The organism is Algoriphagus aquaeductus (assembly GCF_003253485.1).
GTDB classification, from domain to species: Bacteria; Bacteroidota; Bacteroidia; order Cytophagales; family Cyclobacteriaceae; genus Algoriphagus; species Algoriphagus aquaeductus.
Map to the genome: position 1 here is coordinate 505,589 of NZ_QKTX01000001.1, position 25,206 is coordinate 530,794.

At 46.0% G+C, this 25,206-nt stretch carries 13 protein-coding genes; 5 read left to right on the forward strand and 8 right to left on the reverse strand.

Annotation, left to right across the window (positions count from 1 at the left end; translation table 11 throughout):
* Positions 1 to 11 precede the first annotated feature (11 nt).
* The 5 genes from CLV31_RS02185 to CLV31_RS02205 form a co-directional block, all read right to left on the reverse strand.
* A complete protein-coding gene (locus CLV31_RS02185) occupies positions 12 to 2,306 on the reverse strand; it encodes a TonB-dependent receptor (protein ID WP_111391273.1) in 2,295 nt (764 codons plus the stop codon).
* A 177-nt stretch (positions 2,307 to 2,483) separates the two neighbouring features.
* Complete coding sequence (locus CLV31_RS02190; RefSeq protein WP_111391223.1) at positions 2,484 to 2,918, reverse strand: hypothetical protein; 435 nt, start codon at positions 2,916 to 2,918, stop codon at positions 2,484 to 2,486.
* A gap of 69 nt (positions 2,919 to 2,987) precedes the next feature.
* Positions 2,988 to 4,169 carry a class I SAM-dependent rRNA methyltransferase gene (locus CLV31_RS02195; RefSeq protein ID WP_111391224.1) on the reverse strand — a complete coding sequence of 394 codons (1,182 nt, stop codon included), beginning with the start codon at positions 4,167 to 4,169 and terminating at the stop codon, positions 2,988 to 2,990.
* Entirely contained in the window at positions 4,156 to 5,553 is a 1,398-nt protein-coding gene (locus CLV31_RS02200; RefSeq protein WP_111391225.1) for a sodium:solute symporter family protein, read from the reverse strand. The genes CLV31_RS02195 and CLV31_RS02200 overlap by 14 nt, the downstream gene beginning before the upstream one ends.
* 11 nt (positions 5,554 to 5,564) lie before the next feature.
* Complete coding sequence (locus CLV31_RS02205) at positions 5,565 to 7,184, reverse strand: ABC-F family ATP-binding cassette domain-containing protein (protein WP_111391226.1); 1,620 nt, start codon at positions 7,182 to 7,184, stop codon at positions 5,565 to 5,567.
* A 243-nt stretch (positions 7,185 to 7,427) separates the two neighbouring features.
* On the opposite strand from CLV31_RS02205, the gene CLV31_RS02210 reads away from it, so the two are divergent.
* The 4 genes from CLV31_RS02210 to galE all read left to right on the forward strand — a co-directional run bounded on the left by CLV31_RS02210 (position 7,428) and on the right by galE (position 17,910).
* The gene (locus CLV31_RS02210) at positions 7,428 to 10,487 is read left to right on the forward strand and encodes a PKD domain-containing protein (RefSeq protein ID WP_245943300.1); all 3,060 of its coding nucleotides are present in this window, start codon (positions 7,428 to 7,430) and stop codon (positions 10,485 to 10,487) included.
* A gap of 111 nt (positions 10,488 to 10,598) precedes the next feature.
* Positions 10,599 to 13,667 carry a PKD domain-containing protein gene (locus CLV31_RS02215; protein WP_181452550.1) on the forward strand — a complete coding sequence of 1,023 codons (3,069 nt, stop codon included), beginning with the start codon at positions 10,599 to 10,601 and terminating at the stop codon, positions 13,665 to 13,667.
* Positions 13,668 to 13,759: 92 nt separating this feature from the next.
* Positions 13,760 to 16,837 carry a PKD domain-containing protein gene (locus CLV31_RS02220; RefSeq protein WP_181452551.1) on the forward strand — a complete coding sequence of 1,026 codons (3,078 nt, stop codon included), beginning with the start codon at positions 13,760 to 13,762 and terminating at the stop codon, positions 16,835 to 16,837.
* A 62-nt stretch (positions 16,838 to 16,899) separates the two neighbouring features.
* The gene (galE, locus tag CLV31_RS02225) at positions 16,900 to 17,910 is read left to right on the forward strand and encodes a UDP-glucose 4-epimerase GalE (protein ID WP_111391230.1); all 1,011 of its coding nucleotides are present in this window, start codon (positions 16,900 to 16,902) and stop codon (positions 17,908 to 17,910) included.
* Positions 17,911 to 18,327: 417 nt separating this feature from the next.
* On the opposite strand, the gene CLV31_RS02230 is transcribed toward galE, so the two are convergent.
* The 3 genes from CLV31_RS02230 to CLV31_RS02240 all read right to left on the reverse strand — a co-directional run bounded on the left by CLV31_RS02230 (position 18,328) and on the right by CLV31_RS02240 (position 22,269).
* Entirely contained in the window at positions 18,328 to 19,536 is a 1,209-nt protein-coding gene (locus CLV31_RS02230) for an ATP-binding protein (protein WP_111391231.1), read from the reverse strand.
* 263 nt (positions 19,537 to 19,799) lie between these two features.
* Complete coding sequence (gene ggt, locus CLV31_RS02235) at positions 19,800 to 21,503, reverse strand: gamma-glutamyltransferase (protein WP_111391274.1); 1,704 nt, start codon at positions 21,501 to 21,503, stop codon at positions 19,800 to 19,802.
* Positions 21,504 to 21,609: 106 nt separating this feature from the next.
* Complete coding sequence (locus CLV31_RS02240; RefSeq protein ID WP_111391232.1) at positions 21,610 to 22,269, reverse strand: metal-dependent transcriptional regulator; 660 nt, start codon at positions 22,267 to 22,269, stop codon at positions 21,610 to 21,612.
* A 182-nt stretch (positions 22,270 to 22,451) separates the two neighbouring features.
* Between CLV31_RS02240 and CLV31_RS02245 the strand changes: the two genes are divergently transcribed.
* The gene (locus CLV31_RS02245) at positions 22,452 to 24,722 is read left to right on the forward strand and encodes a TonB-dependent receptor (protein WP_111391275.1); all 2,271 of its coding nucleotides are present in this window, start codon (positions 22,452 to 22,454) and stop codon (positions 24,720 to 24,722) included.
* Positions 24,723 to 25,206: the final 484 nt, after the last annotated feature.

Below are 25,206 nucleotides of genomic sequence, written 5' to 3' on the forward strand. Positions count from 1 at the left end.
ATAATTGATAGTTAGAATTGGTAATTGAGTTTAAGTAAAATATTCCTTCCCATGTCGGCCGAGAAATACCGAAATCGGTTCATGTATTCTTTGTATTCTGTATTAAATAAGTTGTTTGCCTGAATTCCTACATTTAGTTGATTTTCAGCTATTTTAACTTTCAGATTATAACCAAGGTTGAATAAGGCATAAGCGGGTGGGGCAGGTGCCAGATCAAACTCCGGCTCACGGGATTGTCTGGCCACAAGGACATTGCTCAGGGTAACTCGATGGGTCTCTTTTCCAAATGAGTAGGCAAGTCCCCAGTCCATCCGATCCGAGGGAATGAAAGGAAAATAGGTTTGCGTTTCGGTGTTTTTGGCCCGAATGATGGAACCTTTGAAATACCCGTTGAGCTGGTCTGTGAACGCGTAGGTTCCTGAAAGGTCCAAACCGTAAAACAGAGCGTTTGCCTGCAGGTATTCATAGACGTTGAAGGTGCCCCGCAAGCTGACGAAAGTCTCCCCGGTTGGATTCAGATAGATGTATTCCCTGATCTGATTGGCATATGCGGTGAGTTCTACACCACCCCTTTTCCCTTCATATTCCAGGCTATTGACCCATTTGAGAGATTTTTCTGAATTCAAATCCGGATCACCGATTTCTACGGCAGCTGCTCCGTGATGCAAGCCTTGGCTGAAAAGCTCATTCACATTGGGAGGTCTCCAAGCTGTCCCAAGGTTGGAGCTAAAAGAGAAATACGGACTTAGCTGGTATAATCCACCGATAAAAGCCGAGAAATTTTGATAGTCCAAATCGGCCTCCTGAAGTTCTCCTCCAATAAACCTTGCCGCACTGACGGTTCGGTAATCATACCTCAAGCCAGCCTCGATTTCCAATGGTCCTTTTAGATATTTTTCAATAAGATAGACTCCCCCGTTGATCATATCATAATTGGGTATCAAAGGGGTTACCCCGGTGCCTGGAACGTTGCTATTCGCCTGTTGGATAATATTGATCCCTAATGAACCACTCCAATTGGAATTTCGGCTATGGTCAAGAAATAGGTCCAAGGTGTTGGTATACAGCTGCAGATCCAGGCTAGGGCGAGCATTGAGATCCCCACGTCTGCGGTCAAACTCCTGTCGCTCATTGAGTTGAAACCCGTATTGGAAATTGAGCTTGTAGGCTGGACTGAGATGGTAGTGGGCCTTTACTTTTGCCAAATGATGGGCAACCACCTGTCGTGGGTTATTGATCTGGAAGGTAAAATCAGGCTTGTTGAAAGGTTCTCCGTTTGCTATGATTTCTACCAGATCGGAAAGGTTGCCGGTATGTGAATCTCTCAGAATTCCGATTTCGGTATTGAAAAAGCTGTAGTACCCTTCGATTCCCAATTTTTTGGAACTATATCCTATCGAACCGGAAAAATTATACTCTGACATTCCGGTATTGTCTTGGAAATATCGGGGTGATTGGACATTTCCTGCTCTTTTTACAGAGCCTTGAACTCTATATCCTAATCCTGCAATTTTGCCGGAACCTCCCGAATGCGAGGCGGCAAAATTTCCCATCCTGCCATTGGAAGCGCCCAAAAGATTGATTTCCGTACTGTGCTTTTTACTTACCGGTAGGGAAGGAGGATTGACTAAAATTACACCTCCCATGGCCTCAGGACCGAATCTTACCGTTTCCGCCCCTTTGATCACCGTAATTTCATCTGCTAAGAACGGATCAATTTCCGGAGCGTGCTCGGCTCCCCACTGTTGGCCTTCCAGCCGGATTCCATTATTGAGGATCATGATCCGATTGCTGTGCATCCCGTGGATCACCGGTTTAGAAATCGTGTTTCCGGTGGAAAAAGTCGTCACTCCTGCTATTCTTTTCAAGCTTTCCCCAAGACTCTCTCCTCTTGATTGCAACAGGGCCTCTCCATAAAGTGAGGTAACTGCTGTGGTAGTCTGAACGGATTCCCGGTGTCCATGAACTTCTACTCCTGAGAGGGCTACTGACTCTTCCTCCATTTTGAAAGTTTGATTGGTTGTGCTTCCGCTCAGATTAATGGTTTGCCTGATTTCTTTATGACCTAAATATTGAACAGTGACCGTGTAGGTTCCGGGGCAGAGTTCCCGAATGATGAAGTTTCCGTTTTGATCGGTGACGGCCCCGGTTCTTGTCTCCAAAATCCATACATAAGCTGCTTCAATCGGTTGATCGTTCTCCTGATGCAATACTTTTCCTCTGAGGACCAATTCACATTTTTGCGCCACCACATTCACTAGGGGAAGTAAAAGAATCATGAAAAGCAAAACGGCTTTTTGAATCATAGTTGCAAAAGTAGTCGTAGAATTTTTATAAATCCAATGTTTTTGAAACAAAGTTGCAGAAGATACTAAAAGGTGATTTGAGTGGATATAATGTGTGATGAACCTACCCAAACAAACACTGGCCGAAAACAAAAAATCCGGCATAAAGCCGGATTTGGGATCAGTGAAATGGGATCATCAACCTAACCAGGCAGACCATGGAATTCGGCTGAGGATTAAAACCAATCCCACCGCATACATCATGTAGATGCTTCTGAACTTGGCGCGGGATGTGGTCAATTTTTTGGCTCTGCTGTAGCCAATGGTGATCAGGACAATTGCCACAATATTGATCAGGGGGTGTTCCAGTGCAGTCAACCGCGCGGCTGAGTCAGACATTGCACCTCCGCCGGTCAGCAGGGAGAATCCCACCGGGCTGACAAAATAGAGAATCAGACCCAGCAAGAGCTGGACATGGGATAGAATAAAGCCAATGAATGCGATTTTACGGTCTTTTTCCTGAAACTCCCTTCCGGAAAGTGAACCGAAAAGTGCCCAGAAAATGACGACTACCAAGGCTAAAAGTGCCAAGTAGGCCAAACCGGAATGTGCATGCTGAAGTCCTGTATACATAGCGTTTCGTTTTTGATTGGGTGAAATTAGCAGAAAAGAAGGAAGAGAAGCAGACAATCTTCCTGAAACTTATTCTACAAACAGCACCAATCCTTTGAGGTATTCAGTTTCAGGGTGGAAAATATTGATCGGGTGATCGGCAGGCTGCGAGAGTTGGTGTAGGATTCTGACCTTTCGCTTACTCTCCAGGGCAGCCGCTGTGATCGTATGGGTAAATAAGCTTTTGTCCACGACTTGACTGCAGGAGAAAGTGAACAAAATTCCTCCCGGCTTGATTTTGCGAAGTGCCTCAGCATTCAGTCGCTTGTAAGCCTGAACCGCATTGTGTCGGGCTTTGAGATTTTTAGCAAAGGCAGGCGGATCTAAAATGATCAGATCAAAATCGTCCCCGATCTCCCGGATGTACTTGACCACGTCGGCGACGATGGATTCGTGCTTTCCTGAGAAGCCCGAATTCAAGCGAACGTTTTCCTCGGTCAGCTCGATGGCTTTAGCGGATATGTCAACCGAATGCACCTCGGAAGCTCCTTCCTGAAGCGCCAAAACAGAAAATCCCCCTGAATAGCAGAAGGTGTTGAGTACTTTTTTGCCTTTTGAATAGGTAGAGACCAGTTTTCGGTTTTCCCTCTGATCGATAAAAAAGCCCGTTTTTTGGCCTTTTTCCCAATCGATTCGATACGTTGCTCCGTATTCTTTGACCAAATCAGTTTCCGCTTTCCCCCAGATCCACTCCTTGGATTCGATGCCCAGATTTTTGGGAAGCGTTTCGGCACTTTTGTCGTAGACACCTTTTAGGCTCTCCCCATAGACGCTCCTCAATGCTTCCGCAATCTCCTGTGTATGACGGTGCATGCCCACATGATGTGCCTGTATGACGGCTTTGCCATGGTAGTAATCTATGATCAATCCCGGCAGTCCGTCCCCTTCTCCATGAACCAATCGATAGACATTAGTTTCCTGATTTTCAGTAAGTCCCAAAGCTTTTCTTACTGCAAAAGCTGAAGAGATTTTTTCCTTCCAAAACTGCTGATCGATGGCTCTTTCTTCGAAAGAAATGATCCTGACCATGATCGATCCTGGTGAAAAATGCCCGATACCGAGGAAGTCATTTTTGGAAGAATAAACGGCGACCAAATCCCCGTTTTCCACTCCGGAATCAGTCTTGGCTATTGCTCCCGAAAAGACCCAACGGTGTCTTCTCAGCAATGAAACTTCTTTTCCTTTTTGTAAAATCAGCTTAGGATAGTTCATAAGTTGGGTTGGTTTTGTCCGGAAACAGGAGGCTGCCGATGATCATGGAAAGCCCACTGCCCAGGAGGCCAATAAGATGTGATTCCTCCGTGTAAAGGTAATTTTCTGAAGCAAGGTAAACGATCATTCCGAATACCATGGACATCAAAGCGCCCATTTTGGAAACTTTTTTCCAATAAAGTCCAGCAGTAAGTGGGACAAATAAAGAAACCAGCATGAGGATGGAAGCGCCGGCTACCAATTCATAGATGTTGGATTTCCAGCTCGCCATCAGGATCGCAATTATGGCCACCGCGACCACATTGAATCTGAGAATCCACAGAAAATGACTTTCCTTCAATTTTTTTCCAAAATAGGGACGAATCAGGTTTTCAGAGATAATTGCCGCAGGTGCCAGCAATCCCGAACTCGTTGTGCTCATGATTGCGGAAATCAAAGCACCGAAAAAGACGATTTGCACCGGCATTCCTCCATGCTGAAGCACCATGGAGGGCAATAGCATTTGCTTATTTTCGAGGTACAGTTCAGGATAAAGCACTTTTGCCCCCAAAGCGATAAAAAGTGGAAGCAATCCAAAGCTTAAGTAAAAAGCGCCGGCCAGATAGGTGGATCTGACGGCTACTTTTTCCGATTTGGAGGACATCACCCGCTGATAAATATCCTGGGAGGGAATACTTCCCAAACCTAAAATGATCCAAGCCCCGATGTATTTGGTCCAACCGGAAAAGGTGGCCTCAGGAAAAAACTGAAAGCTCTCGGGAGGAGCTTTTTCGAAAATTGCTCCAACTCCACCGGCCTCTCTGGCTACCATTACGGCCACCCAAAGCAAGCCCACTACAATCATGGTAGTCTGAATAAAATCGGTGATGGAAATCGCCCACATTCCTCCCAAAAAGGTATAAAACACAACTATCCCGGCAGAAATTAAAATCCCCTGTGTCATGCTAAGATCAGTCACCGCTCCCAATACAAGACTCAAGGCGACCAGTTGTGCAGCCACATAACCAAAGTAAGCGGGGATCATAAAGATAGAGGCGAAAAACTCAATTCGCTTCCCGAAGATCTTTTTAAACACGTCTCCTATGGTCAGCACATTCATCCGATACATCGGACGCAGGTAAAACATCCCAAACAGGACCAGACATAGCGCTCCCCCAAAAGGATCCTCGATTACTCCCAGGAGGCCTTCTTCCAGATACACCGAGGAAGCTCCAAAGATGGTTTCGGAACCAAACCAGGTTGCAAACAGGGCAGAGGCTGAAAGAAAAAGAGGCAGGGATCGCCCTGCCAATACGAAGTCGTTGGAATTTTTGACCAACGTGGAAGACCAAGCTCCTACAGCTACAGTCAATGCTAGATAAAGAATGATCGCAGTGAGCAGCAAGGTGGTGCAACTTAGCTTTTCCCGTACATCTTTTCACGAAGTGCCTTGATCTCAGCACTTGCCAAATAATCATCGTAAGGCATTCTTCGGTCAATCGTGCCGTTTGGAGTGAATTCCACGATACGGTTACATGAAGACTGCACAAAGGTGTGGTCATAGGAGGACATCAACACCGTACCGTTGAACTCGATGATGGCATTGTTGAAAGCCGTGATCGATTCCAAATCCAAGTGGTTGGTCGGTTCGTCCATGACCAAGAGGTTTGGGTTTTGAAGCATCATTTTGGAAATCATGCAGCGGACTTTTTCTCCTCCGGAGAGTACCGTACATTTCTTGAGGGTTTCCTCCCCGGTGAAAAGCATTCTTCCCAAGAAAGTCCTCACGTAAGCTTCTTCCTGATTGGCGGAGTATTGTCTCAGCCAGTCGATCAGATTCAGGTCAGTTTGAAAGTATGCGGAGTTATCGTTTGGCAAATAGGCCTTGTTGATGGTGACTCCCCACTTCAGGTTGCCTTTAGTAGGTTTGATTTCTTCCATGATGGTTTGGAAGAATTTGTTCACAGCCTGTTTGGTTTTGGAGATGAAAGCGATTTTGTCGCCTTTGTCCACCATCAGATTCACATCAGTGAAATAAGTTACGCCATCTGCTTTGAGCTCCAGATTTTCGGTCATGAAGATCTGATCCCCCGCTTCGCGCTCCGGTTTGAATATGATGCCCGGATATTTTCTACTCGATGGCTCGATCTCGTCCACGTTGAGTTTTTCAAGCATCTTTTTCCTTGCCGTAGCCTGCCGGGATTTGGCCACGTTGGCGGAGAATCGGGCGATGAAGTCCTGAAGTTCTTTTCGCTTTTCGTCAGCCTTCTTATTTTGATCCGAACGCTGTTTGAGAGCGAGCTGTGAGGATTCGTACCAGAAGGTATAGTTACCGGAGTAGATTTTGATTTTGCCAAAGTCAATATCCACCACGTGTGTAGATACGGTATCCAGGAAGTGACGGTCGTGGGAAACGACGATCACGAGGTTTTTGAAATCGATCAGGAAGTCTTCCAGCCATACGATGGTTTCGGCATCCAGGTCGTTGGTAGGTTCGTCAAGAATCAGGATGTCCGGATTACCAAAAAGTGCCTGCGCCAACAGGACCCGTACTTTCTGATTACCGGCCAGGTCTTTCATCTGACTGTAATGGATGTCTTCCGAAATGCCCAATCCTGAAAGAAGCGCCGCGGCGTCTGATTCTGCATTCCAGCCGTCCATTTCTGCAAATTCAGCTTCCAGTTCAGAAGCGCGGATACCATCAGCTTCGGTAAAATCTTCTTTGAGGTAAATGGCATCTTTCTCACTCATGATGGCATACAGCTTCTTATGTCCCATCAAGACCGTTTTGAGCACTTCCACTTCGTCAAATTCGAAATGATTTTGCTTCAAAACCGCCATTCGCTGACCCGGAGTGATGTTGATCGAACCAGAGGTAGAGTCTATTTCTCCGGAAAGAATCTTCAAAAAAGTGGATTTTCCCGCTCCGTTGGCACCTATCACCCCGTAGCAATTGCCGGGTGTGAACTTGAGGTTGACATCTTCGAAAAGTGTCCGTTTGCCAAACTTGAGCGATAAATTATCTACTGAAATCATGAGTGTGTTCTGTTTTTGAGAGGCGCAAAGATAGAGAATTATATTTTTTTGACTGGGTAAAATTGCCTTCATCCTACTCTTATAATTTCAAGCTTGTGGAATTTTTAGACAATAAGTTTGAAGTGTTTTTTATATTGACAGGTTGAATGATCTCTAATGCGTGTTGGGCTACTAAAAATATTCCTTTACTCTATTTTGCTTCAGCTGTTTTGGCTTGGAAAAGTGTTTCCAGTCAAAGCACAAATGTCAACCATAGGCAAAGAATTTTGGGTGGGTTTTATGGAAAATAACCGGGTATTGCCAAGCCTTAACAACGCTGGAGCACCTGATTATTGGATCATCTTAATCACTGCCAGCGAAAATGCCACCGGAGTCATCGAATATGCCGGAAATTCCACTGCATTCTCTTTGACCCAGGGGCAGCAATTCACCCTGAGAGTGGGTGGATTGGAATTGGATATGATTCATCGCACCTCTGGAATCATCGAAAACAAAGGGATTCATATAACTTCCTCCGGTAAAGTTGCAGTTCATGCGTTCAATGAGCGTTTTCGAAGCGCGGATGGGACGGTGGTCCTTCCAGTCGGGGCCCTGGGAAAAGATCATTACATCACTTCTCATTTTGAAACCAATCCATTAGGCAATCTCAACCAAAGCAACGAAAGTACGCTTTTGGTAGTGGCTTCTGAAGAAAATACCCGGGTGGAAATTACACTCGCTGAAGCCTCAGTGTCCGGAGATCCCAAAGGCACTCCTTATGAAATCACGCTAAATCGTGGACAAAGCTACCAGATTAAAGCTCGGGGAGACTTGACGGGTTCGCGGGTAAGAGTAGTGGGAGACAATGCCGATGACTGTAAAAAAATCGCAGTTTTTGGGGGGAACAAGTGGACTTCCGTAGGTTCTTGTGGCAATGCCAACGACCACCTTTTCCAGCAAACCTATCCAGTAAATACCTGGGGAAACTCTTTTATTCATGTGGCTTTGGCAGGGAGGAGTTCAGGGGAACTGGTCAAGGTGCTGGCCTCCGAAGACAATACTGAGGTAAGTGTCAATGGAAATTCAATTGGGGTGCTCAATCGAGGACAGTGGATGCCGATAGAATTTGAAGCCAATGAATCAGCCAAGATAGCCACCACTAAACCTTCCTCGGTCACGGTTTTTTCCAAAAGCCAGGCATGCAATCAGCCGAATGCGCCCAATTCTGATTTTGGAGACCCCTTTATGATCAGCTATAGTCCGGTGGAGCAGTTTTTGACCCAACTCACCTTCAATGCCATCAACCTGCCTTCGATTGTCAATCACTATGTAAACATCGTTGTAAAATCCGGTGACCAAGCCCAAACCCGATTGGATGGGCAAAGCATAGGCAGCAGTTTCTCGCCTCTTCCCGGTGACCCTAATTTTCAGATTGCCCGGGTGTCCATTTTTCAAGGCGTCCATACCTTAACCAATCCTTCAGGTTTTGCGGCGTATGTGTATGGTTTTGGAGAAATCGAATCCTATGGATATGCCGCAGGCGCGGCCCTGAACAACCTGAATTTTCAGACCGAGAATAAATATGAGTTTGAGGTGACCGGCGACAAAGTAGCTTGTCTGAATCAACCGGGTGATTGGACCATCAACCCGCAAAACCCCAACTTCACCTATTTTGTCTGGGACTTTGGAGATGAAAGTGAATCCAAAACCGGGAAAGTGGTTTCCCATAAATTCCTTAATCCCGGTACCTATGAAGTAAAAGTGGTCGCTTCTTTGAGTCCAAACTCCTGCGATGAGCAGGAGGAAATTGCATTTGAAGTTCAGGTGTTGGAAACTGATGCGGAAATCATCGGCGAGCAATCCGTTTGTCCTGAAGTCGAGCAGGTCATGTACCGACTCAAAAACAAGCAGAAAATTGGGAAAACCGTCTTTGAAGTAGAAGGAGGGACAATTTTGGAATCTTTTGGTGATTCTGTTTTGGTCAATTGGGGACCTGCCAATCCCAATGCCATCCTGCGGATGATTCCATACACAGAAAATGGTTGTCCCGGGGAGCCCATTGAATTGAATGTGGTGATCAATCAGCGAATCGAGGTCACTGAAGCTACGGGGGTGTTGGAGGTCTGTTTTGACCCAGCTGTTCGACATACCTATACCGCTCCCAATGCACAGCCCGGTCGGGGTTATGAATGGGTCATTACCGGTGGAACTTTGGTCAGTACCCAGGGATCACCACAAGCAGAAGTGGTCTGGGACCAACCGGGAATAACCGGAACAATAGCTTATACCGCATACAGTTTGGTGGACAATTCCTGCGAAGGCAAATCTCCAGCAATCGAAGTAAAAGTTGCTCCAGACTTTCAGGCAGAGGTCGCTTCGGTAACCTCAGTCCTCTGCTTCGGAGAATCCACCGGACAGATCAGATTGACCGTGACGGGTGGCCAAGCACCCTATAAATTTGAATGGTCTCATCAATCTACGCTCAATGCACCGGAAGCAACTAATCTGAAAGCAGGCATCTATTCAGTCAAAATCATTGACCAATTGGGTTGCGAAAAGTTTCTGGAGGATATTGCGATTACCGAGCCTGACCAACTCAACCTGATTCAGGCCAAACCTCAAGCGACTTCCTGCTATGGTAAAAGTGACGGAGAGGTGTTGATTCAAATCGAAGGAGGAATTTCACCCTACAGCTTGGTTTATGATGGCCTCAAAAGCTTTTCTTCCGATCTCAAAATCCAGGATTTAGCTGCAGGATCTTACAATTGGGAGGTTACGGATTCCAATGGGTGTAAAATCCCGGTCAGTTTTGAAATTACGTCTCCAGCAGCCGTGCTGGTAGATGTCAGATTGGAGAAACCTGCCTGTCCGGGTGGTTCCAATGGAGAGTTGTTTGTGGTACCCTCCGGCAATTCCGGGCCTTTTTTGTATCAGTGGAGTGATCCCGTACTCAGTGGACAATGGGTGTCCGGGCTTTCTGTCGGAGATTACTCGGTGGAAGTGACTGATTCTTTTGGCTGTGTTTCGATTGGGAAAGGTACGGTCAGTGAAGCCAAACCTCAATTCAGGATGCCGACAGGATTCGATTCCAGACAGGCGCCAGGGATTTATCAAGGGGTTTCAAACTGTGATACCGAATTTCAGTTGTCTGTATATAACCGCTGGGGACAGTTGATTTATTTCGGAAAAGAGGGCTGGGATGGCACGATTTCTGGAGAGTTAGCGCCTGGCGGAACGTATTCGTATTCAGTGAATTATTATTACCAATTGGAAGGAAAATCAGAAGTGACTAATATTAGAGGCTCTTTCATCCTGATCAGATAATCAAACCCAAAAAACAAACAACTTGAGACATCCTTACTACTAAAAATGGCGCAACACAAAAAGCTCACCCTCTTTTTTGTGTGCATGTCATTTTTACTGAGCCTCTCATCGATGGCTCAAAGCACCGTTGGTAAAGAATTTATTGTCGGCTTTATGGAAAATAACCGTAAACCCACCCAAGCCGACAAAGCTGTAATAGTTATTACAGCTCAGGAAAATGCGACCGGTAGCATCAGCTATCAGGGTCAGTCGATATCTTTTTCCCTGACCAAAGGCCAATCCATGGAGCAGGAATTTCTTTCCACATCCCAGGATGTGATGCACAGAGATTCCGAAGTGGTGGGATCTCAATCCATTTCCATCAGTTCCAGCGGAAATATATCCGTCTACGCATACAATTCCCGACAAAACAGCTCTGATGGTACCTTGGTGCTCCCGCTCACACTCCTTGGCAGTGAGTATTTTTTGACCGCCCACTTTAGTCCTTTAGCAAATGGGCCTGACAATTCGGAGAGCACAGCGTTGATCATTGCCACTGAGGATAATACACAGGTAGAAATCACGCCATCAGTTGCCACCCTAAATGGTAAAGCAGCCAAAGTTCCTTTCACCATCACCCTCAATCAAGGCCAATCCTATCAAATCAAAGCTTTGGGAGACCTGACTGGGACTCGTGTTCGGGTACTCAATCCTTCGGAGGGGAATTGTAAAAAACTGGCTGTTTTCGGAGGAAATAAGATGACCAGTGTCGGTGCCTGCGGAAAAACAGGAGATCACTTGTTCCAGCAAGCCATTCCGGTTGAGTTTTGGGGGAAATCCTATATCCACGTACCCTTGCGAAATCGAACTTCAGGAGAGGTTTTGAAAATTCTGGCAGCTCAAAATGGGACTCAAGTATCGGTCAATGGAGAAAACAAGGGGGAGTTGAATGCCGGAGAATTTATGACGCTGGAGTTTGGGGTAAACGATCTGGGAGTCATAGAGACCTCTCAGCCTGCCTCCGTTAGCCTTTTGGCAAAAAGTCAGGATTGCAATACCCTGGCGAATAATATTGGAGACCCCTTTTTGCTGACCTATCAGAGCAATGAGCAGCGGATCAAGGAATTGCAGTTTTACTCTGTCAATGAGTTTTACAACAATGCCAATATCATCGCACCAAGCGCTTCGGTCAGTCAAATCCGGTTGAATGGAACTGCCATAACCACTCAGTTTAAGCCCGTGCCCGGCAAACCTGAATTTTCCTATGCCCAGGTCAATGTGAAAGACTTTGATAATACTTTTTCAAGCCCTGAGGGTGCAATAATTTATGTGTATGGTTCTGGACAGCGATCCTCGTACGGATATTCGGCAGGATTTAATCTTTCGGGAGGAGGAAGTGCTACCGAAGAGCCCGTTTATGAATTTGAAAAGGAGGGTAAGGAAATCGTATGTCTTGGTATGGAGGAGTCTTGGGAGATTTTGCCAAAAGATGATCGGTTCAAATTTTTTAAGTGGAACTTTGGAGATGACACTCCCTTAAAAGATGGCCGGAACATAAGTCACACCTATTCCCAATCCGGCGTTTTCCAAGTGACTGTTCTCGCAAGTTCTGGATCGGGTCCTTGTGATATTTCCGCTGAATACGAATTTGAAATTGAGGTTATTCCTGAGGTAACCGCCACGGTGTCCGGGCCGGAAAATGCCTGTGCCAACGTGGAGGTAACTTATCTTTTAGAGAGTGAGCTTTCGTTCATCAAAGGCGAATGGATAGAGGTACTGGGCGGGGAGAAGATTTCGGAGACCGAAAACTCAATCACCGTCAAATGGAATGAAAATACCACAGAGGGGCTGATTCGGGTTGTCCCAATTTCAGAATCCGGGTGTTTGGGCAAAGAAATCGTTTTTAAGGTAGGAATCGGAGAAGGTGAATTGCTGGAAGCTCCGATCGGGCTTGCTTCGATTTGTGGCACATTGGAAGCGCCGATAGTTTACCGTGCTTCTACCACCGCAGCTTCTACCACCTTTGAATGGACGATTAAAGGTGGTCAGATTATATCAGGGGCAAATACTTCGGAAGTGAAGGTGACTTGGGATGCCAATGCCGCCTCAAGAGAACTGTCCTATCAAATCAGCCCAGGTGAATCCAAAACCTGTTCTACCACATCGGAGTTATTGAAGGTGGAGTCTATCGAGCCCCTTCGGGTAGTGTCTGCTGAGAAAAAACTGCCCAGCTGTCCCGGAGAATCAGATGGTGGGGTGGTTTTGGAGGTTTCCGGAGGATCGGGAAGCTATACGTTTGCTTGGTCCCATGACAAGGCGCTCAGTGCATCCACTGCGACCAACCTTAAAGCTGGCACGTATTGGGTCACGATTTCAGATCAAAGTGGCTGCGGAATTCTCACCTATGAACTAGTACTCAACGATCCACCGGCCATGCGGCTGACTCGGGAATTGCAGGTAGTAGCTTCGTCTTGCGAAGGGGTGTCTGATGGTGGTTTTAAGGCTAGAATCAGTGGAGGAGTACCGCCTTATACCGTTGAGGGCATCAATTCCACCTGGAATGGAGAAGAGTTGGAAGTGAAAAACTTGGCTTCTGGACCATTTTCCTTGTTTGTATTGGATTCCAAGGGGTGTTCCTTGCCTATTTCAGGGACCATTCCCGGCAATAAGCCCATGATTTTATCCTTTACCGAAGTTTCGCCCGGCTGCCCGGGTGGAGGCAATGGGGCGCTTACCGTAAATATCAGTGGTGGACAGCCTCCCTATGCTATCCAATGGTCAGAAGATCAAGGCGGAATAGGGATTATGGCCGCTTCCAATAAGTTTTTCAATTATTCCGGACAAACGCTGAGTGCTGTTTCCTCAGGATTTTACACCGTTTCAGTCACCGATGCCAGCGGATGTGTGGTGACCGCTTTGGGACGTGTCAGAGAAACAGCTCCGCAGGTCAGAATGCCTACCGGCTTTATGCCTAAAGATGGATGGTATGGACCGGTGTCCAATTGTACTCCGTCATTTATGCTTCAAGTTTGGGATAGATGGGGTCAGGTGATTTATTTGGGTAGTGAAGGCTGGGATGGAATGGTCAAAGGCAAAGAAGCGCCGATTGGAAATTACACCTACCAACTCACTTATTCTTACACGATTGAGGGGGTGACAGAACAAGTGACGAGCCGCGGAGTTTTCACCTTAATCAGGTAAATTCAGACGAATGATGGAGGGGCAGCGGCATGAATTCATTTTTACAATTTTCTAAGACATTCGTATTCGTTTTGCTTTTTTGGGGAAAAGCGATGGATTCTTTTGCCCAGTTAAATACGTTGGGGAAGGAGTTTTACGTGGGCTTTATGGAGAATAATGCCACGTCTTTTTTGCCGGTGACGGGGTCAGTGATTATCACTGCCGAGGAAAAGACGACCGGATACCTGGAGTATAATTCCCAAAAAACTTTTTTTACTCTTGAGCCCGGACAGCAGTTTATCAAAGACTACGAAGAGGCCCGAGATTTTATTCTTCACAGGAATTCGGGGATAGTGGAGGAAAAGGCCATCTACATCAATTCCAGTGGGAATGTCGCAGTCCATGCCTTCAACAAGCGACAGGCAAGCGCCGATGGTACGGTAGTTCTCCCTTTGACAGCTTTGGGGAAGGATTACTTCATTACTTCCCACTATGATGAATTTGAACCCGGACTGGATATCGCTCCGACCAACCGGAATTTTGAAAGTACCTTGCTGATCATCGCCGTAGAAGATGATACCGATGTGGAAATCAATCCTTCAACTCGGGTAGATTTCAATGGTAATCCCATTCCGGCCGTCGCACCGATTCAGATCAAATTGAATGCAGGAGAATCTTTTCAACTGAAAGCCATCACGGGTGACCTGACTGGAACACGGGTTCGGGTCGTGAATGGGGCTGAAGGGGATTGCAAAAACATCGCAGTATTCGGGGGAAACAAAATGACGAGTGCCGGAGAGAATTGTGCCACTTCCGGAGACCACCTGTTTCAGCAAGCCTATCCAGTCAATACCTGGGGCAAATCCTTTATTCATATTCCTTTGGCAGACCGAACTTCCGGGGAGATTATCAAAGTGGTTGCGTCACAAGATAATACTCAGGTGAAAATCAACGGTCAGGTCAGAGGAACCGTGAATCAAGGCAAGTTTTTGACTTTTGAGTTTGGAAGAAATGATATCGTATCGATCGAGACTTCCAAGCCCACCGCGGTATCCATGATCGCGAAAAGCGGCAATTGCAATGATCAGAACGACAGTTATTCCCGCTACGGAGATCCTTCTTTGGTCACACTTAGTCCCGTAAATCAAATGATGAGGGACATGGTTTTTTCTGCTGTGAAAATCACCTGGATTCGCGCTCACCTGGTCAATGTGGTGGTCAAACGGGGAACAGCCGGTCAGACGATTTTGAATGGGCAGCCGGTAGGGAATCAGTTTAAACCAGTGCCTGCCAATCCGTCCTTTGAATATGCCACTTTCTCAGTCAATGAAGGGGCAAACCGACTCCAAAACCCGGAGGGATTTATAGCCTATGTGTACGGTTCGGGTTCGGTAGAATCCTATGCCTATCCCGTAGGGGCAACCTTAGAAGCTATCCAATTTGAGACAGAGACTACCTATGCCTTTGAGGTAGAAGGAGACAAGGTGGCCTGTCTCGGTGAAGAGGGACTTTGGGAGATTTTTCCTGATTTTCCGGGTTTTAAGGATTTTACCTGGAGTTTTGGTGATGGATCTCCGGTCAAAGAGGGGAAAAAAGTCGGTCATACCTATGAGAAGTCCGGGAAATTTGAGGTGACTGTTTTGGCATCCACCGGAGAAGGCAAGTGTGATAGTGAAGAGACTTTGCGATTTCAAGTAGACGTATTAGAAGTCTCCGGGACCATCGATGGACCGACATCTGTGTGCCCGCTGATTGATGAGTTTGTCTATACTTTTAAAAATGAGGGGCAATTGGGCGAGCTGCAATGGGAAATAACCGGGGGAAGTATCTTGGAAGAAAAAGACAATCAGGTTAAGGTAAACTGGGGACCTTCTGGAGAGACTGCCCAGCTGAAAGTCCTTCCATTTACTTTGGCAGGTTGTCCGGGTGAGGAAGTGGTCTTGGATATTACCATCAGCGAAACGCTGGAACCAGCCTTGCCAAAAGGAAGCTCGGGACTTTGCGGGCCCAATTCCATTTTGGTTTATGAAGTGCCTTTTGCGACTTCTGGCCGATCTTATCAATGGGAGATCAGTGGAGGGCAGCTGGTTAGCGGACAAAATTCTCCCAAGGTTGAGGTGCTTTGGGATTTGAATGCTCCGGTAAGGACCTTGTTCTACGAGGAAAGCAGTACTGTCAACGGCTCCTGCGCCGGTGTATCCGAAGTCTTGGAAGTGAAAATATATCCAGCCTTTAGGGTGGAGGTAGCCCAACTTTTGGATCCGGCCTGTGAGGGACAAGCCAATGGCAGCATCCGGTTGAATGCATCAGGTGGATCAGGTAATTATTCCTATGAATGGTCTCACGATTCCAAACTTCAATCTGAAACTGCCACCGGTCTTGAAGTAGGAAGTTATGAAGTGGTGGTCCGGGATGCGTCGGGTTGTGCTTCGGAGCGTCTGAGTTTTGAACTGAAGAATCCTGAGCCCTTGCGATTGGTCGGGGCAGTGGAGGTTCAGCCTACGTCTTGTTTTGGTGGGTCAGATGGAGCATTGCGAATGAGAATCCAAGGAGGAACACCTCCTTATCGGGTTCTTGGTTTCGAGTCGAATTGGGATGGAGAGCTTTTGGAGGTTTTTGGTGTCGGAGAGGGCAATTACCTGGTAAGTGTACAGGACAGCAGAAATTGTGTGCTTCCTGTGGAGGCCGCGCTGATCGGTCCCGAGGAGATCAAAGCGGAAGTATTGGTGGTCAAACCGGGTTGCGAGGGAAGTTTGGATGGAGCATTGGAAGTTCAGCTGAGCGGGGGATATCCACCCTATGAGATATTGTGGTCCAATGGAGCGACAGGCAACAAGATCACTGACTTGCCACCGGGAGAATTTGGCTATACCGTTACAGATGCCAAGGGTTGCGTAGTCGTGGGCTTGGCGTCTCTGAGGCAGGCTGTACCTCAACTCAGAATGCCAACAGGCTTTAACCCAAAATCAGGTTTATTCCAACCGGTTTCCAACTGTCGGATTTCCTATCTATTGGTGATTTGGGACCGATGGGGTGAGCTGATCTATGCCGGATCTGAGGGCTGGGATGGGGCTATAAAAGGCGTGGAGGCTCCCGCAGGCACCTATTCATTTATGATCCGATACGATTACCTGCTGGAAGGCATTCCGACCCTCTCGGAGAAAACCGGAACCTTTACCCTAATTCGATAGGCCATTTTATTTGCTAATTCGGGGATTTGAATAGCTTTGCCCATTCAAATTTTTCCCAGATCATGAAAAAAATCTTGATAACCGGTGGTGCCGGCTATATTGGATCCCACACTGCTGTAGAATTGTGGAATGCCGGCATGGAGCCGATTATTTTAGACGACTTGTCCAATTCAAACGAAGAAGTCTTAAACCGACTCCGGGAGATTACCGGTAAGGAGTTCGTTTTTTACAAAGGGGATTGCAATGACTCTTCTCTGTTAAAGAAAATATGTTCCGAGCATCAGATCGAAGGAGTGATTCATTTTGCCGCATTTAAGGCTGTAGGGGAGAGTACCCAAGTCCCTTTGAAGTATTACCGGAATAATGTCGGCTCGCTTCTCATCCTATTGGAAGTGATGAAAGAAAAGGGAATTCGTGACCTGGTGTTCTCCTCTTCCTGCACCGTCTACGGTCAGCCGGATATTTTACCTGTAACTGAGGCCACGCCGAGAAAAGATGCCGAAAGCCCTTATGGCAATACCAAGAAAATCTGTGAGGATATTTTGGTAGACTATGTGAAAAGCAAACCGGGAATACGGGTGATCTCCTTACGCTATTTCAATCCGGTGGGCGCACATCCTAGCAGTAAAATCGGGGAATTACCCATCGGTACGCCTCAAAACCTCGTGCCTTTTATCACCCAAACGGCAGCAGGTATCCGAGAGAAACTCACCGTATTTGGCAATGACTATGATACCCCGGATGGCAGCTGCGTGCGGGATTATATCCATGTGGTCGACTTGGCCGATGCGCATGTGAAGGCTTTTCAATACCTGGCTGAACAAGGCTCAGATTTTTATGAGGTTTTCAATGTGGGTACTGGAAATGGCAATACTGTACTGGAGGTGATCCATGCCTTTGAAAAAGTAAGTGGAGAAAAGCTCAACTACGTGATCGGTCCACGCCGTCCCGGAGATGTGGTCAAGACTTGGGCTGATACCACCAAAATCAATCAGGTACTGGGCTGGTATCCAAAATTTTCCCTGGAAGACTCCATGCGGGATAGCTGGAATTGGCAGAAGAGTTTGGGGTAAAAGAAGCAGGTTAAAGCCCGCTTTTTTGCTTGCTTTACCTTCGAGGGTTGGAAATTCAATACCCCTAACTATCGGATTTAAAATCTGCGGATAAGACCTCCAAATTTCAAATTTGGAGGAGCTAAGCTTTGAGCTAAAGCCCGGAAATAATGATCGATCCTTCTTTTCTCCACCTAAAGGTGGAGGCAATTCACAGTCTGGAATAAGGTATTTTTTGAATAGGAATGCGGCTTCAGCCCATTCTAAACAGATTTAGGAATATATCCACGGGCTTTAGCCCAAATTTTAACCCCGCCGCTTGCCCGTCTTTCCTTGACTCAGAAGCGCAGATATAGACTTTGTGACCTTATCGTAGAAGATAGCTTGGTTGTCCTTATTTAACTCGATGTTTTCCCAGCTTCTTGGCGCATTTACTTTTTAGGAAGAAAGCTTGTGAAATGGGATTACGTTTATCAGATATCCGTGTTGTTCGAAGCTGTCTTCCTGCCCAAGTGTAACCAGCAGTCCTTCTTTTTTGTCAAAAAACTTCATGGCTTCCCATAAGCCATCCAATTCCCTTTTGAGATTTTCAGGGTTTAATTCGTAGCAGACTTGTACTAACTCCACCAGACCCTGCCTTCCGAAGATGACCAAATCACATTCGTTTTTTTCCGAGAAATAATAGATTTCGGGATAAGTTCTCCGGAAATGCAGAAAGACCATGTTTTCAAATCTTCTCCCAAGATCTTCCGAAAATGACCTGGAATTGGCTGTCACCAGTCCCGTATCGATGGAGTAGACCTTTTTGGCATTGATCAATTGCTTCCGTTGGGAATAGCTAAACTTGGGAATAAAGAAGAACAACCAGCTTTCCTCCAAGTAAGAAAAATATTCCATTACGGTACTGGTTGCCTTGAATTCCAAGATCTTACGTAGGTTATTACCGGATACTAGTTTGGCTACATTTGATATCAGGTATATCGCCAGATTCTGTAAAGATTTCACATCTCTGACCCCGTACCGGATTGCGATATCACGCAGTAGCAAATCATCAAACAATTGATGAAGTAATTCGGGTCTTCCGGTCTTCAGGTACTCCGGAAATCCACCCAAACTCAGATACTCCGAAGTGCTGTTGGAGGACTTCTCCAACTTTTGAAATTCACAAAATTGATCGTATGAAAATGGAAAAAGCTCTTTGGAGATATGCCTGCCGGTGAGTTTGGTACCGAGTTCTTTGCTTAATAATGACGCATTGGAACCCGTAATTACGATTCTGAAATTATCCAGGTCCAGTTTTTGGCGTACAAATCTTTCCCATCCTTCTACTACCTGAATTTCATCCAAAAACAGGGAAGTTTGTCCCTGGTCTGTTAAGATTTTGTCTAATTTCTGAAAATCCTCAACCGAAAAACCATATAGCCTTGGATCTTCAAAATTGAGATATAAAGCTTCAGGGTATTGATTTTTGAGTAGTTGGATCAAAAGCGTACTTTTTCCGCACCGACGAATTCCTGATATGATCAGTGCATGGCTTTGGATCAGAGAAATGCTGTTTAATTCATTCCGGAGCAATCCCAAAGATCTTCCCTGAAGATTTTCTTTTTGGCTCAAAGCCACTTCCTGAAGTAAATCCTTAGATATCATTGCCAGCTTTTAATTCAAAGTTACCATAATGTTGTTTACTAAACAATATTATTATTGTTTAGTAAACAACATTATCATGCTCCAACTACCATTCTGCTGCTCGAGATTTGGAAGGTGGAGAACATATCATCGGATTTTAAATCCTTAAATAGTACCTCCAAATTGCAAATTTGGAGGAGCTGCGGTTATTCATTTGAATTGGAATGTGGCTTTAGCCCATTCTTCGGATTAAGCGGGAAACTTACCGGGCTTTAGCCCAAGCCTCAATACCCTGCCGCCTGTCCGTCTTTTCGGGATTCGGAAGCGCCGATGTAGACTTTGTTGATTTTGTCGTAATAGATGGCTTGATACCCTCCATAGTGGCCTATGGTATACTCTACCCGATGGCCCATTTCCTTGAGTTGGCGGATCACCTCATAGGAAAAGCCGCTTTCCAGATTCAGGGATCCTCCATTGCTCATCTTCGAGCCGGTGGGTTCGGACGAACCGTTGTGCCGCATTCTAGGTGCGTCGCCTGCTTCCTGAAGGTTCATGCCAAAATCAATCAGATTGACTACAATCTGGGTATGTCCCTGAGGCTGAACCGAACCACCCATCAGACCAAAACTGATCAGGGGTTCCCCATCTTTGGTGATAAAGGCCGGGATGATGGTGTGAAAAGGACGCTTGCCTTTGGCTAAGGAATTCCAATGGTTGGGATCCTGCACATTGAACTGTTGTCCGCGGTTTTGGAGAACAAAACCCAATCCATCCGGCACCATTCCCGACCCAAACTCATCATAGATACTCTGGATAAAGGAAACCATATTGCCGTCTTTGTCCGCTACGGTCAGGTAGGTGGTGTTGCCTTTTTCGATTTCCCCGGCAGGGTAGGCCATCGCTGCCTTGTTGGGATCGATGAGTTTCCGACGTTCGGCGGCGTATTCTTTTGAAATCAATTTTTCCACCGGAATCTGGTTGAATGCCGGGTCGGCATAGAACTTAGCCCGATCTTCAAAAGCCAATTTCTTGGCTTCGGTCAGCACGTGCAGGTATTCCGCGTTTCCAAAACCCATAGATTTGATATCATAACCTTCAAGGATATTCAGCATTTGTAGGACGGCAATTCCCTGCCCGTTGGGCGGAAGTTCCCAAACGTCATATCCGCGGTAATTGGTGCTGACGGGTTCCACCCATTCGGACGTGTGTTTTTTCAAATCCTCGTAGCGGAGATAGCCCCCGTTTTCTTTCATAAACCGGTCGATGGTCTGTGCGATTTCTCCTTGATAAAAAGCCGATTTGCCTTCTTGGGCAATCAGGGAGTAGGTTCTGGCTAAGTCCGGATTTTTGAAGACTTCTCCTTTTCTAGGCGTGTTTTTGCCATTGGGCATGTAGGTTTTTCGGAAGCCCGGAATGTCCTGCATCTCCGGCCACATGTTGTTCATCTGCCAGGCAATCACCTCGGTGACCGGAAAACCGTTATTGGCATAGTCGATGGAAGGCTGAAGGATTTCCTGCATGGAGAGCTTCCCAAAGCGCTTGTGCATTTCAAACCAACCGTCCACGCAACCCGGAACCGAGACGGGAAGGGGACCAAGTAAGGGAACTGTGCTCAATCCCTTTTCCTTGAATACATCCATCGTCAGCAATTCAGGAGCACGACCGCTGCCATTGAAGCCATAGAGTTTTTTCGTCTTGGCATCCCAGATGATGGCAAAGACATCACCACCTATTCCACAGCCATTGGGTTCGACCAAGCCCAGCATGGCATTGGCGGCGATGGCAGCATCCATGGCCGAACCGCCTTTTTTCAGCACATCCAATGCCACTTGGGTTGCTAGCGGTTGGGCAGTCGCAACCATCCCGTTTTGGGCGATGACTTCAGATCGGGTAGTGAAAGTTTTGCCAGTAACCCGGTCTTGGGAGAAGCTCAGGAAGGGTAAAGACACGACGAGTGCGAGAAAACAGAAGTTCTTGTAGAAGCTCATATTCATGAAGGTAAAGAGAATTCGAAAATAGGGGGCAGTCAGAAAAATGAAGTTACCGAAAGTGTAATTTCTTTCAGTATCAAGGTTTCACATAATGTCATAGGAATTATTCCAACACCCTCACCAACAACCGCTCGCAGACCTTTTCACTCAAGGTTTCTGAAGGATGATGGGCATAGCTTACCACCATGGTTTGGTCATAAGATTCTTTGGAAAGGATGCTCAATTGAGTTCCTAAAGAAAGATTACGGCTGTTGAGAAATTCTAAAAACTCGGTTGAGGAATTCGTCAGTGCAGCTAATTGTACATTTTGACCGGGTTTAGCATGGGAAAGGGGTGTGTAGGACAATGGAGTAATTTTACCCTGAGGATCGGGAATAGGCGAACCATGAGGATCGACCGTGGGAAATCCCAACATCTGATCCATCCGCTCGAAAAATTTTGGAGCGTGAATATGTTCAATCTGCTCGGCAACTTCATGCACTTCCTCCCAACCGAAATTCATCACCTTGACCAAAAACATTTCTGTCAGTCGGTGTTTGCGGATGATTAGGGCTGCGATTTTCTTACCCTCTTTGGTCAAGGTGAGTGGTTTGTACTTTTCATACATCACCCAACCGCTTTTTTGAAGGGATTTGACCATGCTATTTGCTGTGGGCATGCTCACTTGTAGGCTAGCTGCCAATTCTGAAAGATTGACTTCCCCTTCGGCATTTGCCAAGTTGTAAAGGGACTTGAGGTAGTTTTCTTCGGTACTTGAGGCCATACTTTTCAATTCAATTCAAATAAAATCCTCTTTATTTTGAAAAACAAATTTGTTAGAATGGTCTAACAATGTAATTTTGCTAATCTAATTACTTTGCGGTGCTGAATTTGTACCCGAGGGAAAGAAAAACGAATAAAAACTTTGCTTGGGAAATTCACTATAAATGCAATAATGTTGCATATATGAAAAAAGAAATTTTACTCATCAGTTTGTTCATCTTATTTACTAGCTTGGTAAATGCCCAACAGACTCAAATCGGCTGGGTTAAATCCTCAAAAGGAGAGGGGCTGGAGTTGGTGCAGGTGCTGGTCAAGGAGACGGGAAAGGGAACGCTGACGGACAGTTTGGGAAGATTTGAAATTTCTATTCCTCCTTCTGGTCCTTTGACTCTTCAGTTTTCCAGATTGGGATTTCAGACACTTCTGAAACAAGTGCAGTGGGATGGAAAAGAGGTGATCGTCACACTTCTTTCTTTGGATACCCAATTGGATGAAGTAGTTGTAAGCGGCACCCTCCAGGAAGTTTCCCGCTTGGATAGTCCTGTCCCGGTAGAAGTGTACAAAAGCTCCTTTTTCAGATCCAATCCTGCACCGTCACTTTTTGAATCTTTTCAAAACATCAATGGTGTCCGGCCACAGGTCAACTGCAACATTTGCAACACCGGAGATATCCAGATCAACGGATTGGCGGGACCTTATACCATGATTTTGATCGATGGGATGCCGATTGTGAGTGGTTTGGCGACAGTATATGGGCTTTCGGGGATTCCTCAGGCCTTGATAGACCGAATCGAGGTGGTCAAAGGTCCGGCCTCGACACTTTATGGTTCCGAAGCGGTAGGAGGTTTGATCAATGTGATTACCAAGCGTCCGGAAAATGCCCCTTTGGTTTCGCTGGATGCCTTTGGCTCCACTTGGGGAGAGCTCAATTTGGACTTGGGCATCAAGTCCTCTTTAGGAAAAAATATCCAGGCCATTACCGGAGTCAATACTTTTTGGTACGATACCCCGATCGACAACAATCAGGATGGAATGACCGATCTAACCCTTCAGAAGCGTTTTTCTATTTTTCAAAAAATCCAAATGCAGCAAAAGAACGGGAAGGTTTTTTCAATTGCCGGAAGATTTGTGACCGAGGACCGTTGGGGAGGGGAGATGGATTGGAAGCCTATTTTCAGAGGTGGAGACGTAATCTATGGTGAAAGTATCCGTACCGACAGATGGGAGTTTTTTGGCAATTACCAACTTCCGGTCAAAGAGCAATTGAACTTTCAGTTTTCAGCCAATGGCCATAAGCAGAATTCCTATTATGGTGATGTATTTTATGGTGCCGATCAGCGGATTGGGTTTGGTCAGCTGACCTGGAATAAGCAACTGGGTAAGAATCAACTTCTGGCTGGGGCTGCATACCGATTGACCTATTATGATGACAACACCCCAGCTACTGCCGAGAGTATTGGCGTAGGGAATTCTCCTTTTGTCACTCATTTGCCCGGCGTATTTGTTCAAAATGAATTGAAGTTGGCCAAGACTCAAAGTTTGCTCGTGGGTATCCGATATGATTACAATTCCATTCACGGATCGATCTGGTCTCCGAGACTGAATTATAAAATCAGCTCGGAGGATAAATCTTTGATTTGGAGGACCTCCATCGGAAATGGATTCCGGGTAGCCAATGTTTTTACCGAAGATCATGCGGCCTTGACCGGGGCGAGACAAGTGGTTTTTGAGGAAGAACTGGATCCGGAAAGAAGCTGGAATGTAAATACCAACCTGGTCAAAAAAATCTACAGCGACCTGGGGAATTATTTTGGCCTTGAGGGAAGTATTTTTTACACCCAATTTTCCAATCAGATCATTCCGGACTATGAGACCAATCCCAATCAGATCATTTACGCCAATCTGGATGGGACTTCGAAAAGTCAGGGGATTAGTTTCAATTTTGATGGCTTATGGGCCAATGGATTTAAGTTGCTGGCTGGAGCGACACTCATGGATGTTACCTTGGAGGAAAATGGAATCAGGGAGAGGCAGCTGTTTGCTGAGCGGTTTTCCGGTGTTTGGACTATTGGCTATCATATCCATCCACTCGAATTGACGATAGATTATACCGGAAATGTGTACAGTCCGATGCGGCTTCCTTTGTTGGGTGAGTTGGATGACCGTCCCGAATATTCCCCTTGGTGGAGTCTTCAGAATATTCAGATTACCAAAGGACTGGGAGAAAAATGGGAAATCTATGGAGGGGTAAAAAATATCCTCAATTACACTCCTCCTGCCAACAGCATCGCGAGGGCCTTTGATCCCTTTGATCGGGGGGTGATTTTTGACGGGGCAGGTAATGTGGTAGCCACTCCGGAAAATCCCAATGCCCTGACCTTTGATCCGACTTATATGTTTGCCCCGAATCAGGGAATCAGAGGATTTTTGGGTGTCAGGTATACCTGGAAGTAAGTGTGCGTATTGAAAATTATAACCGCTGTTGAAGTCCTTTAAAGGCCTTTTGGTATATTGTGTTTATTATCAAAGAGTTAACCTGGAAAACCGCGCTAAAGTAACCTTTGAAAAACATAGCGTGACCATCACGTTGGATTGAGTTATTTCAAAAAGGAATTTTTGTATCCAGAATACAGAAGACAAGTCTCAATGAATGGAATTAAGTGGAAAATCTCCCTAATCTCCTTGGGAAATTACCTCAAATCGAAACCTAAAGCCAATTTTGAATCGGTTACGTGCCATCAAACCACTACACCGAGAAGGGAATTCTCATTTTTGAAAAAATCATAAAATTTCAAATGGAATTTGTATATCCTGCCAATCTAAACCTGCTGTTTTATCAGATTGTCTCCAAAAATTAGAGAACTTGATTAGAAATAAACCAGCAGCTTTCGCCACGTGAGAACAAGTTGTAACCTATATTTTTATTTTGTGCTTCTTT

Bases quoted from the DNA above. Each gene is read 5' to 3' on its own strand.
- CLV31_RS02185 (WP_111391273.1), bottom strand. From the start codon at position 2,306: ATGATTCAAAAAGCCGTTTTGCTTTTCATGATTCTTTTACTTCCCCTA.
- CLV31_RS02190 (WP_111391223.1), bottom strand. From the start codon at position 2,918: ATGTATACAGGACTTCAGCATGCACATTCCGGTTTGGCCTACTTGGCA.
- CLV31_RS02195 (WP_111391224.1), bottom strand. From the start codon at position 4,169: ATGAACTATCCTAAGCTGATTTTACAAAAAGGAAAAGAAGTTTCATTG.
- CLV31_RS02205 (WP_111391226.1), bottom strand. From the start codon at position 7,184: ATGATTTCAGTAGATAATTTATCGCTCAAGTTTGGCAAACGGACACTT.
- CLV31_RS02210 (WP_245943300.1), top strand. From the start codon at position 7,428: ATGTCAACCATAGGCAAAGAATTTTGGGTGGGTTTTATGGAAAATAAC.
- CLV31_RS02215 (WP_181452550.1), top strand. From the start codon at position 10,599: ATGGCTCAAAGCACCGTTGGTAAAGAATTTATTGTCGGCTTTATGGAA.
- CLV31_RS02220 (WP_181452551.1), top strand. From the start codon at position 13,760: ATGGATTCTTTTGCCCAGTTAAATACGTTGGGGAAGGAGTTTTACGTG.
- galE (WP_111391230.1), top strand. From the start codon at position 16,900: ATGAAAAAAATCTTGATAACCGGTGGTGCCGGCTATATTGGATCCCAC.
- CLV31_RS02230 (WP_111391231.1), bottom strand. From the start codon at position 19,536: ATGATATCTAAGGATTTACTTCAGGAAGTGGCTTTGAGCCAAAAAGAA.
- ggt (WP_111391274.1), bottom strand. From the start codon at position 21,503: ATGAGCTTCTACAAGAACTTCTGTTTTCTCGCACTCGTCGTGTCTTTA.
- CLV31_RS02240 (WP_111391232.1), bottom strand. From the start codon at position 22,269: ATGGCCTCAAGTACCGAAGAAAACTACCTCAAGTCCCTTTACAACTTG.
- CLV31_RS02245 (WP_111391275.1), top strand. From the start codon at position 22,452: ATGAAAAAAGAAATTTTACTCATCAGTTTGTTCATCTTATTTACTAGC.